A 14,363-nucleotide genomic window follows, 5' to 3' on the forward strand; every position below is an offset into this window, starting at 1 on the left:
GTCCTTCGGACGTTATGCTGTGCGCAATACCAAACCGCTCAGCTCCTGGCCCAGCGCATTCTCCCAGAAGCCGATGACTCCGGCGGCGTTGGCTTTGCCGGCAACCGGCTTGCGGATAATGACGGCTTTCTTCCCGCTGGTCTCGCCGGTGAGCGTGATCCGTGCATCATCGGCGAACGATTCGGTGTGGTGCTGTGCGATGGCCTTGCCCGCGAGCAGTTCGCGCGCCTGATTCTCGAAGACCGGATCTCCGGCCGCGTCATAGACATAGCGCGGCCCCAGGATAGCGTGCTCACTGATGCCTATCAGGTACGGCTCGCCGCCTTCGAAGGGTGCTTCCCGATAGCTCAAGGGCACATGGTAAATCACCTCGGAGGTGTCGGCATGATCCGCATAGATGCGCAGCTCCACCCCGACCTTCCCCTTGGGGTCTTCGAGCCGGAATCCGCCGATATGTTCAAGTTTCGGGACGCCCTGACCAGAATAGAAGTCCTGCTTGATCAGCCAAGCGGACACCAACTCATTTTTGGTTGGCGACATTGAGGTGTTGTAGACGATGCCCATGGGCTCAGTCTGCCAAGTCAGCGCAGTGCGCACAAGAGCCTGAGCCTCGTGTTGCCTGCGGCTCTGAATGCGAATGTTGATTTTCCTGCGGGGCCCGTAGCACCAATGGAAGTCGATAGCATGGGATCCATGACAACCGATTCTCAGTGGCACCAAGCCGGCCAAGCCCAAAGCTATGGCGAAGCCCTGTTGCAGGATGAACAGGTGTGCCTGCGCGAGGTGGAGCCAGAAGACCTGGCCCAGCTGGCGGCGTGGTGGAATGACCCGCAGTGGGCGGTGCTCCAGCAAAGGATTGCCAAGCCCAGGCCATCGCAGCGGATTATGGATATGTTGGCCGCGTGGAGCGAGAACAAGCCGAACAGCGGGGACGCCGGATTCAGCATCTTCGAAAGGAATCAGGGCAACCTCATTGGGCATGCCACGCTCGCCGGTGGCGCGCTGCCGCACCGTGCGGCGGAATTTGCCATCATGCTCGGCGGGGAGCATGTGGACCGCGGCTACGGCACCCGCGCGGTCCGCTTGATGACCGGGTACGGCTTCAACGAGATGGGTCTGAACCGCATCGGGCTGAAGGTCGCGGCGTTCAACACGCGTGCCCTGCGGTCCTATGAAAAAGCCGGTTTCAGCCTCGAAGGCCGCGAGCGAGAGGTGTATTTCCACCAAGGCAAGTTTCACGACCAGCTCAGCTTGAGCCTCCTCGCCCGCGATTACTTCGCCACCGTGCGGCCCTGAACCCCGGGAAGGCTTATTTGCCGGCGTCGGTGAGGAAGTCGGCCACCAGCGGGCCTGCAGTCTGCGCTCCCCCGTCGCCGTCTTCGACGAAGGCCGCCACCGCGAGGTCGCCCTGGGCGGCGATCACCCAGGCGTGCGCGTTGCGTTCCGCATCGTATTCCGCGGTGCCGCTCTTGCCAATGATCTTGGCTCCCGGCACCGACTTCAGGTCGCTCAGCGTGCCATGGTCCACTACCCCAGCCATCATCTCCTGCAGCTGTCCGGCTTCGGATTCGGTCAGCTCGGTCTTCGCCTGCGCAGGTTCCTCAGGTTCGGGCTCCAGCACCAGCTGTGGCTGCACGGTGCTGCCGTGGGCGATCGAGGCCATGACGGTGGCCATGCCCAGCGGTGAAGCTTCGACCACGCCCTGTCCGATCATGTTGGCAGCCAGTTCGGTTCCTTCCGAGGCATCCGGAACTGAGCCGATGAATGCTTCGGCTCCGGTGCCGTCCTCGGCGACAAGCCCCAGCGAGCTGGCGGCCGAGGCTACGGATTCAGCACCCAGTTCGCTGCCGGCATTGACGAAGACCGTATTGCAGGATTCGGCAATGGCCTCAGCGAGCGGAATCGTGCCCACGGCACCCGCGGGGTAGCCGTCATAGTTCTTGAAGCTCTTGCCATCCACCTCTGTGCTCGCCGGGCATTGCACCTGGCTCTGCGGGGTTTGGCCCTCGCGGAGCATCGCCAAGGCGCTGATGACTTTGAAGACTGATCCCGGAGCGTACCGGCCCTTCAGCGCGGTATTCAGCCCATTGGACTCCGGCCCGGAAGCTGCCGCCAGCACCTGGCCATCGGACGGCCGGATTGCCACGATGGATGAGGCGGAATCGGATTCGGAAACCAAGGACTCTGCGACGGTCTGCAGCTTTTCATTCAAGGAAAGCTGGAGGTCTTCACCAGCTACCGGTTCGGTGCCCATCAGTTCGGCAACCGGTTCGTGCTCTGCGTTATACCGCGAAACCGCTACCCCGGCGGTGCCCGCCAATGTCTCGTTATAGGTGGCTTGCAGTCCGGAGAGACCAACTTGGTCACCTGCCTGGATCTTCCCTTCGGACTTCTCAATAATTTCGGCGGTCGCCTGGCCGACGCTTCCAAGGATCGGGCGGGCGAAGGCTCGGGTGGGCGCCAAGGGCATCTCATCGGCTTGCCCGAGGGCTCCGGGAATCTCTGCAATCTGTTCGTCGGTCACTTCGCGGTCCGCATCATCGCGCAATACGATCGCCTGGACCCAGGCCTTGGCACCGGTTTTTTCCACCCGGTTCGCGAAGGAATCTTCGTCAATGCCCACGAGCTTTGCCAGTTTGCGGGAGGAGGCTTCCCACTCGTCTGATTCTGCGCGGGTCTTATCGATCCCCACGCGCACCACCGGACGGTTCTTCACCAGCGCGTTGCCGTTGCCGCCAAGGATCTGCCCGCGTGCGGCTTCGCTGAATCGCGCATCGAGGTACTCGCCGGCTTCCAGATCAGGTGCGAGAATTTTCGGATCAAAGCGCAGCTTCCACTGCTCGGCCTCATCATCAAATTCCATGACTGCTTGGGTGTCATAGGTCAGATCGGTATCGCTGGAGTCAATGTCCCAGGTGGTTTGCAGCGTCGCGGTAGCGGTCTGCACCCCATCTTGGGACTCTTCGTCTTCGGCGGCACCGAGCACCGTGTGGCTGCGTTTGATGTCCCCCATCGGGCCATACGCGGTTTCCAGGCTCTTCGCCGCCGCGCTGGGGTCGCTTCCGGCCAGCGGCACCGCAGAGAAGTCGCCGGAGCCAAGCGCGGCGGCAAGCGCCTCGGCCGCAGGCTTCGGATCGGGTATTGCCGCGCTGCATGCGGTAAGCGAGCCCGCAACGAGGGCTGCAACGGACAGGGCGACTGCACTTCGGGGGAAACGACGCATGGCGCCAGTCTATGCAAATGCGAGAGCGCCAAGCCAGAATGGCTCGCCACAAGTCCGCATTAGGCACATTCTTTAGCTTTCCAGGACCAGCGCGTACACCACGAGGCGAATGTCGGTATCCGGAACCACCCAGTCTCGTTCCGGGCGGTGGGTGAAACCTAGAGATTCATACAGCCGACGAGCCGCACTCCAGTGGCCGCCGGTGGTCAGCGACACCGCGTGCACCTCCGGTAGTTGGCGGGCATGCTCGATCGCTGCCAGCACCATTGCTCGTCCTGCGCCGGCGCGTTGCACGGTTGGATCCACGCTGAGCATACGAATTTCGAGTTCACCTTCGAGGGCGACGTCAGCGTATTCATTGCCCGCTTGGATCAGGGTCATCGAAGCAATGATCTGGCCGTCTTTGCGTGCCACGAAAATATCGCAGTGGGCACCGCGCTGAGCGACCTGGCGAACAAAGTGCAGGTACTCATGCTGCGGATCGTCAAAATGCCCGGCCTGCAGGTACGCCTCAACGGTGAGGTCGCCGATACGCTCGTAATCGGCTGCGGACGCCAATTCGATGAGCAACTGGCCCTTGGCTGCTATGCAATCATCAACTTCAGACATGGTGCTTCTAGTTTGCCATCGATTTCCGGCTCGCGGCGCAGCGGCGGGGCAAAAGACGAATCGTGAAAAATCCTCCCTGCAGCGTCGCGCCGTACCGGCCGCTTCCGAGCGTAGATGACGAACCATAAGCCGGGTGAAGTCGACAAGGCAATTCGCCCAAGCCGGCATGGGAATCAAGCAGATTTCCAAAGCAACAATGAATATTTCAGATGCCATCTGTGGCCGGAACCCAGTAAACTGACTAGCATTGCCGCAGTTCGAGCAGCAATCCTCGCTTGTCACACCGTTGTGAACGCCCAGCCCGAGGACTCGGCCGTGCAATCCTTTCAGCACCAAATCAATTGTTTTCAGGATGATTTTGCGGCCCCGGCCGGGATATTGGACGCTGCTCAAGGACTCGGCCACACACCCGTTGATATTTATGTTGCAAAGGGCAACGCGCTGGTTCACATCCAAGGATTAGGGTTACGGTTCACGGCCTGCCCAACTAAGAGTATTTTCCACTAACAGATCGGAGAGTGAACGACTTGCGCGTTCTCATTGGTTCTTCCGCGGAGCATGTTGCCCGTATCGCCGCAGATAATGTCCTCGCTGGACTGGCTCACCACGGAAAAGGGAAAGACCCCGTGCTCGGTGTTGCCACCGGCTCTTCGCCGCTTGGCTTGTATCGCGAGCTCAGTGCGGCGGTAGCCGAAGGACGCGCAGATTTTTCCAAGGCCCGGGGCTTCGCGCTGGACGAATACATCGGCATCCCGAACACGCATGAGCTGTCCTACCGCCAGACACTCATCGCCGAGGTTTGCAATACCTTTGGAATGCCGGTCAGCGGGCTGCACACGCCCCAGGGTATGGCCGATTCCTTAGAGGAAATCGAAGCCAATGCACGAGCCTATGACCAGTCGATCAAGGATTCCGGCGGCATCCAGGTTCAGATCCTGGGAATCGGCAGCAACGGCCATATCGGCTTCAACGAACCGGGCAGCGCCTTGCGCAGCCGTACCCGGATCAAGCGCTTGGCTGCACAAACTCGAATCGACAATGCACGGTTCTTCGACGGAATCGAGCATGTCCCAACCCACTGCGTCACCCAGGGTCTTGGCACGGTGCTGGAGGCCGGCCGGCTGGTGCTGCTGGCTACCGGTGAGTCGAAAGCAGAGGCGATCGCGTTGGCGGTGGAAGGCCCGTTGTCGGCTTCGTGCCCCGGGTCCGTACTGCAGCTGCATCAGGATGCAGTGGTGGTCCTCGACGAGGCAGCGGCGGCGGGCTTGAAGAAGCGTGCCTACTATGATGATGCTGCCGAAGGAATCAGCTTGGAAAATCTCCGAGTGCACTAAGCCGGTTCAACACGGCTCCACGAAAATCTAACCGAAATGTTGGGGCATATGGCTGTCTACTTCGAATGCGTCACTCGCACTCCAATGGATCGAATCGAACTTTTTGACCGCGCACGGAGCATCGATATGCACCGCGGTTCGATGGCCAACACCCAAGAAAAAGCAATAGCCGGTGTGACGAGTGGACTCATCTCGCTCGGTGAGCAGGTTACCTGGAGGGCTCGTCATTTCGGGTTGCCGTTTCGCCTCACGACGAAAATCACCGAAATGAAATCCGCAGAAATATTCGTCGATGAACAGCTCCGCGGACCGTTTAGGTCTTTCCATCACGTCCACGAGTTCTATGAACTCGACGGAGAGACACTGATGGTTGACCGGATTCGTTTCGCCGCACCCTTCGGTCCCTTGGGATGGTTGGCCGAAAGGTTGGTCCTGGGTTGGTACATGCCCCGGCTCATCCGGCAGCGCAATGATTATCTACTGCACGGATAGTTCTGCAAGTGATGCCGTTCTTCAACAGTTGATTAATGCGCAGCCGCCATTGCAGGTTTCAGCGATGGATCGCAGTGCCGAATCTGGATGGACTTATCCACTAGTACGTTGGGAATCGAGTCATAGCCGGTCCGAGCAGATTTTCCCTCCTCGGCTCGCTAGGCTTGAGGGGTCGCAGAGACTAACCAACTGCAGCCGTTTCGCCTGACACACTGATCAAGGATCTTCCCCATCACCACACAAACTCAACCCTCAGCGACCAGACAATCGCTGGCGGGAAAAATTGCGCTCGGGGTTTCCCATGTCCTCTCGCCTGCCCTGCTAGTCGGCTTGCTGTTGATCGGTACGCCCTTGCGGTACAACGGGATCTCTTGGGAGGAGGCGGTAGCCGCCACGACGTTCACCATAATTATTCCTTGGCTATTTTTGTTGCTAGCGAAGTTCCGCGGCAGCGTGAGCGATCTGCACGTCACCCAACGCAGTCAACGCCATAAGATCTTTGCTCTGACCGCAGCGTCGATCCTCTGTGGGCTGGCCTTGCTCGGCTGGCTAGGGGCAAGCGCCACAATGTTCATCGAGGTGCTGTCCATCATGGCGGGGCTGCTCACGGTTGCTTTGATCAACCTCTGGTGGAAAGTCTCGGTGCATTTAGCCGTGGGCTGCTACGTGGTACTTCACATCTCCGCAGGTGATGCCTTCCTTGCCCCGGCAATAATGTTCATTGCCTTGCTATCGTGGTCGCGCATCCGAAGCAGCCAGCACACCGCCTCACAGGTGTGCGGCGGAGTCATGGTCGGCGTATTGATCAACTATGTCAGTAGCCAGCTAGCTCTGCTCGGATAATCGTCCGCAAAGCACTTCCGGCTCGGTCCGCCGCCCATTATGTGAGCGGCAGACCGAGCCAGTTTGAGCTTGTTGGATCGAGAGCAATACGCCGCGAGGCGGTGCGCTAGGGATTGACCAGCTTCTCGGTATCTACAAGTCCGGCGTACTGCCATCCCGGATATCCCACGGGGCGACCCACCGGGGTCCCCGTTTCTTCGGCAATCAAAGCACCGGCCGCCCAATCGTATTCCTGGGTGCCAAATTCTGCGTACGCGTCTAGAGAGCCCTCGGCGACCAAACAGAGATCCAGTGCCGCCGAACCGATTCGACGGATATTCACAAAATCAGGCAGCAATTCCTGCAAGACCCCGAGTTGGAAGCCGCGGCGTTCCGCGTCATAGCCGAAACCGGTGCCCAACAACTTGGCGTCGGACTCGACCGGTCCGGCGAGCTTGGTGATCTTCTTGGTGCGCAAATCATGCTTCCAAGCTCCCAGTCCACGGCCGGCGAAGTATTCGACTTGCAAGGCCGGAGCGACAATGGCCGCCGCTAACCACAAATCAGTTCCATCCTCTTGCTTCTGGCACACACCCACCGATGAGCAGTAGTAGGCGATGTTGCGAACAAAGTTCGTGGTGCCGTCGAGCGGGTCGATGCTCCAGCGGAAGCCGCTGGGATTGCTCGGCTTCTGGCTCGGATACTCCTCGCCGGTCAGTTCGTCGTTGGGGCGCGTGGTGGTGATCGTGGCGCGAATGGCTTCTTCGGCGGCCCGGTCAAAGTCGGTGACCCAGTCCCCCGCCGCAGATTTCTCATCAACGTTGAACTTTTCCACATCACGCTTGGAGAGCACCTCGGCGCCGGCCGCCGCTGCGCGGCGTGCTACGAGCACCAGCGGGTCGTGCGCGGCCTTGTTGTTTTCCACTTAGACTCCTTGATTTGCTGTCAGTGCAACTTCGCGTGCCGCGTCGGGACCCTGCTCGAGCAGAACGACAAAGCCTGATTCGTCCAATACCGGCACCCCGAGCGACTGCGCCTTATCCAGCTTTGACCCGGCGGCTTCCCCCGCTACGAGGAAATCGGTCTTTTTCGACACGCTTCCGGTGGCCTTGCCGCCGCGGATGATAATGCCTTCCTTAGCGGTGTCCCGGGAGAAATTCTCCAGAGTACCGGTGACCACAATGGCCAGTCCTTCAAGGTGCTTGATGACGTTTTCATCTTGTTCGTCGTGCATCTTCACCCCGGCGGCCTGCCAACTGGCGACGATGTCACGGTGCCAGTCAACCTTGAACCAGTCCACCAGCGCTTCGGCGATAATCGAACCCACCGAATCGATCTGGCTCAGTTCCTCCACCGCGTTAGCGGATTCGAGGGCCTCTAGCACCGCGTCCATGGATCCGTAGCGGGTAGCGATCGCACGCGAAGCGTTGGGACCCACATGACGGATCGACAAAGCGACCAGCACGCGCCAGAGCGGGTTGCTCTTGGCTTTTTCCAGTTCGTCAAAGAGCTTCTCGGTGCCTTTGGTGGCAACCGAGGGCTTTTTGGCGGTGGGCTTGGTGAAGAAGTACGGCACCAGTTCAAATTCCCCGGTGCCCTCTCCCTTGGCGCGCTTCTCCCGCCACACCTTGACCTCGGCAAGCTGTTCCAGCTTGTCCTTCAGGTCAAAAAGCTCGGCTTCATTGCGCAGCGGGCCGGGGCCCGCCGGGAGGATGACACCGCCCTGGGTGGCTGGGTCTTCTCCGGGGCCGCTGGTCAAGGCCGCGGCTGCCTCGTAGCCCAGAGCCTCGATGTCCAGGGCGCTGCGCCCGCCTAGATAGGCCACGCGTTCGGTGAGCTGAGCCGGGCAAGATTCGGCGTTGAGGCAACGGATATCGACGTCACCCTCCTTGGCCGGAGCCAGCGGCTGGCCACAGGATGGGCATTCGGTGGGCATCACGAAGTCCCGCAGGCCCTCATTGCCTTCACGCAAGGCGAGGACCGGGCCGACGATTTCCGGGATCACGTCTCCGGCTTTGCGCAAGATGACCGTGTCACCGATCTGCACATTTTTTGCCTTGACCACTTCCTGGTTGTGCAAGGTTGCCCGGGCAACCGTGGATCCGGCCACGAGTACCGGTTCCATGACCCCGAAGGGGGTCACCCGTCCGGTGCGTCCGACCTGCACCTGGATGTCGAGCAGTTTGGTGTGGACCTCTTCGGGCGGGTATTTATAGGCCACAGCCCAGCGTGGGACGCGGGAGGTATAACCGAGCTGTTCCTGAGTAGCCAGGTCATCGACCTTGATGACAATACCGTCAATATCATGGATCAGTTCATGGCGCTTTTCGCCATTCTCGGCAATATAGTCCGTAACCTCGGCACGCGAGCTGACGACGCGGCCATAGGGCGAGACCGGAAGGCCCCAATCGCGCATCAGTTCATAGGCCTCGGACTGGTGGGTCATTGCGAAGTCCCGGCTGCGTCCGAGCCCATGCACGAACATCCGCAACGGGCGCTTGGCGGTCTGCTGCGGGTCTTTTTGCCGAAGCGAGCCCGCGGCGGCATTGCGTGGGTTCGCCAACGGTGCTTTGCCTTCGGCGATCAGCATCTCGTTGTAGGCGTTGAAGTCCTTGGTGGCAATGTAAACCTCACCGCGCACCTCGAATTCTTGCGGGTAGCCGGACCCGGTGAGTTCTTGCGGGATATCGGAGATGGTCAGCGCGTTGTGCGTGACGTCTTCACCGGTGGTTCCATCTCCGCGGGTCACCGCGCGCACCAGTTTCCCGTCCCGATAGGTCAGGTTCAGCGCCAATCCATCGATTTTGACTTCGCACAGCCAGCTAACCGGAAATTCGGGACGTAGCTTCGTGGCATTCGCTTGGGCTCGTTCGAGCCAGACATCGAGCTCTTCAAGCGTGAAAACATCTTCCAGTGAGTACATGCGGCTTGCGTGCTTGACCGGCGCAAAGGCGCTGCTGACTTCGCCGCCCACCTCGAGTGTGGGTGAATCCTGCCCCATGAGTATTGGGTATTGGCTCTCCACCAGCTGGAGTTCGTGGAATAGCGCGTCGTAGTCCGCGTCGGGAACCAGCGGAGCGTCCTGCTGGTAGTAAGCCTCGCGATGTGCGCGGATCTGTTCCACCAGCGTCTCATAGCGTTCTCGAACGCTATCCGGTGGGGTCCTCATTGAGTCTGCTGGTGTTACTGGATTTTCACTCACGTATCCAATTGTGCCCCACCGGTCCTACGCTTTGGCCTCTAGCGCGCCCGGTATTCAGGAACCGGTGTCAGGCAACACATCGATGACTACCACCGCGATGTTGTCACGGCCTCCGGCTTCCAATGCCGCTTGGGTCAGAACCTGGGTAGCCTCTTGGCGGTCGGGGTGGTTGATCAGGAGTTCTTGGATGTTCATCTCCGTCAGCTCCCCGCTCAGCCCATCGCTGCACAGCAGGTAGCGGTCGCCGATGCGTGGCTGGAGCACCGTGAGATCGGGCTGGCTATCGGCACCGGCCCCCAGCGCCCGGGTGATGAGGTTCCGGTGCGGATGGCTGCGTGCCTCGGCTTCGGTGATCTGCCCGGCATCAACCATTTCCTGTACGGCCGAATGATCCCGGGTGAGCTGTCGCAATTCCTGCCCACGCAGGCGATACCCTCGCGAGTCCCCGACATTCACCAATAGCAGGCTCGTGTATTCGCCAGTGCTCTGGGTTTCCGCGCTGACCTTCTCGGTCCGGGCGCGGTGTTCGGCCAGCATCTCGGGGGTGATCTTGCTGAGCACGTCGGTGTTCTGGCTCATTTTGAAGCTGCCGGTCCATGGGGGAACCACCATTGGCTGGCTGATCTGGTCTTGCCCCGGGCCGGAGCTGCGCACCAGCGCCAAGGCGCAGAGGGTCGTGCCGCCGCGGGACTCCAGGGCATCTCGAATGCGGTCATCGATCAGTTGGATCTGGCGTTGGATCTGTTCCACGGTGGGAAGACGCGGCACGACGGTCTTGAAGCTGAAGGTATTGAGCTCTTCGAGGGTCTCCACCGCCAGCTGGCTCGCGACCTCGCCGGCCTCGTGTCCGCCCATGCCGTCGGCTACCGCCTGGATCACGTCGGTGATCAGGATACGGTCCTGATTGTCCTGTCGTTTCAGGCCCACGTGGGTCTGCCCGCTCACCGCGAGGCGGAAGCTTTCTGCGTGCTGTTCGGTTTCCATTTAGTCCAGCACCAGCCTGCCACCCTCGCCAGCGGAGAGTTCATAGGGTTGAATATCGCCAAAACCACGCACCGAGGTAACTTCTTGCGCGGTCAGGATGAATCGGGCATCTTGTTTCAGGGTATTGGCGGTCACCGCATCGGTCAGCACCATGCCGGGCTCGGCAAGGGAAGTCAGCCGAGCGGCGAGGTTCACCGTTGGACCGTAGATATCTCCCAGGCGGGAAAGCAATCGTCCCCACACCACGGCCACGCGAGTGCGTGGCAAGAGCTCATCCGCTTCGAACTCGCGCGACAGGGCCAAGGAGATCTGGGCACCGGCCTGCGGGGTTTCGGCAACGTATAGGACTTCGTCGCCAATGGTTTTAACCAAGCGACCGCCGCCGACCGAAATGATTTCGGCGCTCTTGGACTCGAAGCGCTGCACCATTTGCGCCAAGGTGCGCTCATTCATCCGGCGAGAGAGCGAGGTGTAGGAAACCAAATCGGCAAAACCTACCGCGCGGGCAAGCGGCAACGGGGTGCCATCGCTGTCGCTGGAGTCCTGGTTGTAGGCTGCCACCCCGGCCTCGGCGCGCAGGGCCAGCCGGTGGATGCCGGCATTGAGCTGTCGGCGCCATGAATAAACCAGCAGTTCTTCCAGCGGGCCGATGAGTTCGGGCAGGCTCTCGAGCAGTTGACGGCGAGCTTGCCGGTCGCTCATATTCTGGTTGGCGACCATATCCTCGACGATCGCCTCGACCTGCCAGACGACCATCCGGTCGGTCATCTGGCCGACCGAGCGCATCAGCGAGATCGCGGTTTCGTCGGTGAGCTTGCCTTCGCGGACCAGGTCGACCATGGTCTTCAGCGCTTCGGTGTCTCGGCCGCTGAAGAAGACCTCATCGTCGCCGAGTTCGGGGAAGCCCATGGCGCGCCAAAGTTTGCGCGCCGAAAGCAGCGAGACCCCCGCGTCGGCGGCGACTTCTCGTCGCTTGAATTCGCGTTGTCCACCGATGAGCCGTTTTTCCAATTCGGCCATGTGGTTCTTGACCGCGTCCGAAGCATGGTCCGGGACCTGCAGGGGGCTCTCCATCGCCTGCGCAAGTTCCGCAATAGGATCCAGCTCCGCCGGGATCTCATGGTTTGCCGTATGTCCCCGAGCCTCGCGTACGGCTTCGGAGGCCGCCAATGGGGTATCTGGGCGTGATGGATTGGAGTTGTCGGTGCTCATTGTCCAATGCCCTCACTGTTCGATGCATCTACCTGGGAGTTCGATGACTGCTGATTATGCAAGTTGCTCATCATTTCGATAGCCAACGTGCGGAAATAAGATACTGCGGGCACATGCATAATACGCACATGTCCATGGCTTAAGACAACGTCCAAGGCCCCGGGTTTCGTGATCGCAGCTTGTTGTTTGGTGTGCGCAATTACGTCACGCACGGAATAAAGTCCAACAGATTCAAGGTCCGCACGCCCAAAAGAGGTCCGGAACAAGATTCGTTCGGTGGTTAAAATGATGCAGCTGCGAAGCCAACGCACCCACGGCGTCACGCACCAAATCAGTACCAGAATGAACCAGAGCACCAAGGTGAGAACCATCCATAGATCGGATTCGCTCGCAAGCCAGTCCGAGAGGTCATTGCGTGAAAGGTAGCCCAGCAGGAACGCGCACCCGGCGGTGAGGAATAAAAAGACGGCAAAAGGTTGGCGTAGCACTCGGGAATGTTCTCGGGTCTTGACGACCACGCGCTCCCTGTCATGTAACGGCACCTTCATCGTCTAGTTCCTCGCCCCTCCTACCGTAGGTTCTTCTGTACAGTCTTCTCCTCTAATACTAGTCCGCGTATTCTGTGCTTCGCCTGTTACGCGTATTTGCCGTCGGCGCGCCGCACGTGGTGCACGTCGCCTGCCAAGATTCGCTGGCTTTGCCCCGAAGCATTTTCCACCACTAGCGCTCCATCCGCGGCCAGCTGCACCGCACGTCCGAGCAGCTGCGAGCCATCAGGGAATTCGACCCGGACATCCTGCTCCAGGGTGGCTAGGCGAGCCGCGACGAGGTCGCGCAAGGACCGGCCGGAATATTCTCCGAGCGACGCTGTGCTCTGCCCTCCCACCGCGCGAAAAGCGGCATCCAGTGCGGTGAAGCGGCGCAGATACTCGGCGAGCAGCTCGCCGCGGTCTACCCGGGTGCCGCTGGCTAGACGCAGCGAGGTTGCCGTGGCGACGGGAAGCTCCGAGGCTTCTTGGTCGACATTGATCCCGGTTCCAACGACTACCGCGAATCCTTGCGGCGTCTGCACTAGCTGGGCCAGAATTCCACAGATTTTCCGGTCTCCGGCAAGCAGATCATTAGGCCATTTGATGCGCGCCTGCACCGGCGCCAGTTCCTCTACGGCCTGCGACCAGGCCAGTGCCGCCAGCATGGTGTACCAGGATAAGGACTCTGGCTCCATCGTGCTGCCCGGTGAGGCAAGGACGCTGAGCGTGATAGCCGACCCGGCCGGCGTCACCCATTCGCGGCCCAACCGCCCTTTGCCCTGCTGCTGATGCTCACTGAATAGGACGCTCAGGTGCCCGGCGGCGCCGGAGCTTGCCAGCTGGGCAAGCTCGGTGTTGGTGGAACCCGAGGTAGCGAGGACCTTGATAAATCCCAGCCGCAGTTGCGCGGCCAATTCATGAAGCGGCACCGGGTCCAGTGCCGCGCGTGCCGGGGATGATTCAGGATTCATCCTTCAACTCTATGACACGCGCGGCGTCGAACTTCGGTTCTAAAGGAAAATGTCCTCGATGAGTTGGGCCTGGGGATTCACCGAGTACTTTTCCAGGTCGGTTACCCCGGAAAGCTCTAGCACCTGGGTGTCGGTGAAGAAATTCCCGCTCACCGAGGACGGATTGCTGGCCAAGATGCACAGCGCCGCGTCCGCTACGATGTCCGTGGTGCGGGCTGCCTGAATCATTTTCATTCCGCCTGGCAAGCTACGGATGGCCGCGGTATCGATGAGGGTCGCCGGCCACAGGGAATTCACCCCGACGCCATCTTCCTTGAGCTCTTCGGCCAGCCCGAGGGTGGTCAATGACATGCCGTATTTGGCCATCGTGTAGCCCAGGTGCAGGCCCGCCCAATGCGGGTCGAGGTTCAGCGGCGGCGACAAGGTGAGAATATGCGCGTGCTTCGATTGACGCAGGTAGGGAAGTGCGGTTTTGGACAGCAGGAAGGTCCCGCGCACGTTGATGTCCTGCATCAGGTCGTAGCGCTTCATATCCAGGTCATCCGTTTTGGCCAGGTTGATAGCGGAGGCGTTGTTAATGACGATGTCGATGCCGCCGAATGCTTCGACCGCCGCATCAACCACGCGCTGGACGTCGGAATCTTCACGCACGTCTCCGACTACCGCCAGCCCCTGGCCTCCGGCGGCGTTGATCTTCGCTACCGCAGAATGGATGGTGCCTTCCAGGGTGGGGTGTGGCGTGTCTGTCTTGGAGAGCAAGACAATATTTGCTCCGGCTTTTGCCGCAGCTTCGGCGATGGCCAATCCGATGCCGCGGCTTCCACCGCTCATCACGATGGTTCGGCCGCTAAGTTGTGAAATGTCAGGGGCGATGTCGTCTCGCGATTCATTAGTCATGTGACCTAGATTACGCGATCCTGGCACACTAAGCTACTCATGAGTAACTTATTCTGGCGTGCTCCACGTTCTCCTCGGGGCCAATTT

At 60.4% G+C, this 14,363-nt stretch carries 15 protein-coding genes; 5 read left to right on the forward strand and 10 right to left on the reverse strand.

Annotation, left to right across the window (positions count from 1 at the left end; all coding sequences use genetic code 11):
- Positions 1–12: 12 nt before the first annotated feature.
- Positions 13–564 (reverse strand): maltokinase N-terminal cap-like domain-containing protein, encoded by a 552-nt coding sequence (locus ACT3TP_RS02365; RefSeq protein ID WP_444619093.1) that lies wholly within the window; start codon positions 562–564, stop codon positions 13–15.
- Between the two features lie 129 nt (positions 565–693).
- Between ACT3TP_RS02365 and ACT3TP_RS02370 the strand changes: the two genes are divergently transcribed.
- A complete protein-coding gene (locus tag ACT3TP_RS02370; RefSeq protein WP_444619095.1) occupies positions 694–1,296 on the forward strand; it encodes a GNAT family N-acetyltransferase in 603 nt (200 codons plus the stop codon).
- A gap of 13 nt (positions 1,297–1,309) precedes the next feature.
- On the opposite strand, the gene ACT3TP_RS02375 is transcribed toward ACT3TP_RS02370, so the two are convergent.
- Positions 1,310–3,223, reverse strand: coding sequence for a penicillin-binding transpeptidase domain-containing protein (locus ACT3TP_RS02375; RefSeq protein ID WP_444619097.1), 1,914 nt, complete (start codon positions 3,221–3,223; stop codon positions 1,310–1,312).
- Positions 3,224–3,295: 72 nt separating this feature from the next.
- Entirely contained in the window at positions 3,296–3,832 is a 537-nt protein-coding gene (locus tag ACT3TP_RS02380) for a GNAT family N-acetyltransferase (RefSeq protein ID WP_444619099.1), read from the reverse strand.
- A 114-nt stretch (positions 3,833–3,946) separates the two neighbouring features.
- On the opposite strand from ACT3TP_RS02380, the gene ACT3TP_RS02385 reads away from it, so the two are divergent.
- The 4 genes from ACT3TP_RS02385 (at position 3,947) to ACT3TP_RS02400 (ending at position 6,501) form a co-directional block, all read left to right on the forward strand.
- Positions 3,947–4,339 carry a hypothetical protein gene (locus tag ACT3TP_RS02385; protein ID WP_444619101.1) on the forward strand — a complete coding sequence of 131 codons (393 nt, stop codon included), beginning with the start codon at positions 3,947–3,949 and terminating at the stop codon, positions 4,337–4,339.
- Between the two features lie 11 nt (positions 4,340–4,350).
- The gene (locus ACT3TP_RS02390) at positions 4,351–5,166 is read left to right on the forward strand and encodes a glucosamine-6-phosphate deaminase (RefSeq protein WP_444619103.1); all 816 of its coding nucleotides are present in this window, start codon (positions 4,351–4,353) and stop codon (positions 5,164–5,166) included.
- 141 nt (positions 5,167–5,307) lie between these two features.
- Complete coding sequence (locus ACT3TP_RS02395; RefSeq protein WP_444619105.1) at positions 5,308–5,658, forward strand: SRPBCC family protein; 351 nt, start codon at positions 5,308–5,310, stop codon at positions 5,656–5,658.
- A 453-nt stretch (positions 5,659–6,111) separates the two neighbouring features.
- On the forward strand, positions 6,112–6,501 hold the full coding sequence (locus tag ACT3TP_RS02400; RefSeq protein ID WP_141393566.1) for a hypothetical protein: 390 nt from the start codon (positions 6,112–6,114) through the stop codon (positions 6,499–6,501).
- Between the two features lie 106 nt (positions 6,502–6,607).
- On the opposite strand, the gene ACT3TP_RS02405 is transcribed toward ACT3TP_RS02400, so the two are convergent.
- From ACT3TP_RS02405 to ACT3TP_RS02435, 7 genes are all read right to left on the reverse strand, one after another.
- Complete coding sequence (locus ACT3TP_RS02405) at positions 6,608–7,405, reverse strand: inositol monophosphatase family protein (protein WP_096287513.1); 798 nt, start codon at positions 7,403–7,405, stop codon at positions 6,608–6,610.
- Complete coding sequence (gene ligA / locus ACT3TP_RS02410) at positions 7,406–9,649, reverse strand: NAD-dependent DNA ligase LigA (RefSeq protein ID WP_444619320.1); 2,244 nt, start codon at positions 9,647–9,649, stop codon at positions 7,406–7,408.
- A gap of 87 nt (positions 9,650–9,736) precedes the next feature.
- A complete protein-coding gene (locus tag ACT3TP_RS02415; protein ID WP_096287517.1) occupies positions 9,737–10,666 on the reverse strand; it encodes a PP2C family protein-serine/threonine phosphatase in 930 nt (309 codons plus the stop codon).
- A complete protein-coding gene (locus ACT3TP_RS02420) occupies positions 10,667–11,878 on the reverse strand; it encodes an adenylate/guanylate cyclase domain-containing protein (RefSeq protein WP_096287519.1) in 1,212 nt (403 codons plus the stop codon).
- Positions 11,875–12,426 carry a hypothetical protein gene (locus tag ACT3TP_RS02425; RefSeq protein ID WP_444619108.1) on the reverse strand — a complete coding sequence of 184 codons (552 nt, stop codon included), beginning with the start codon at positions 12,424–12,426 and terminating at the stop codon, positions 11,875–11,877. The genes ACT3TP_RS02420 and ACT3TP_RS02425 overlap by 4 nt, the downstream gene beginning before the upstream one ends.
- An 86-nt stretch (positions 12,427–12,512) precedes the next feature.
- Complete coding sequence (locus ACT3TP_RS02430; protein WP_444619110.1) at positions 12,513–13,379, reverse strand: biotin--[acetyl-CoA-carboxylase] ligase; 867 nt, start codon at positions 13,377–13,379, stop codon at positions 12,513–12,515.
- Positions 13,380–13,418: 39 nt separating this feature from the next.
- Entirely contained in the window at positions 13,419–14,276 is an 858-nt protein-coding gene (locus ACT3TP_RS02435; RefSeq protein WP_444619112.1) for an SDR family oxidoreductase, read from the reverse strand.
- Between the last annotated feature and the right edge of the window lie 87 nt (positions 14,277–14,363).

The sequence above is a fragment of the Glutamicibacter sp. AOP38-B1-38 genome (assembly GCF_052377485.1).
GTDB lineage: Bacteria > Actinomycetota > Actinomycetes > Actinomycetales > Micrococcaceae > Glutamicibacter.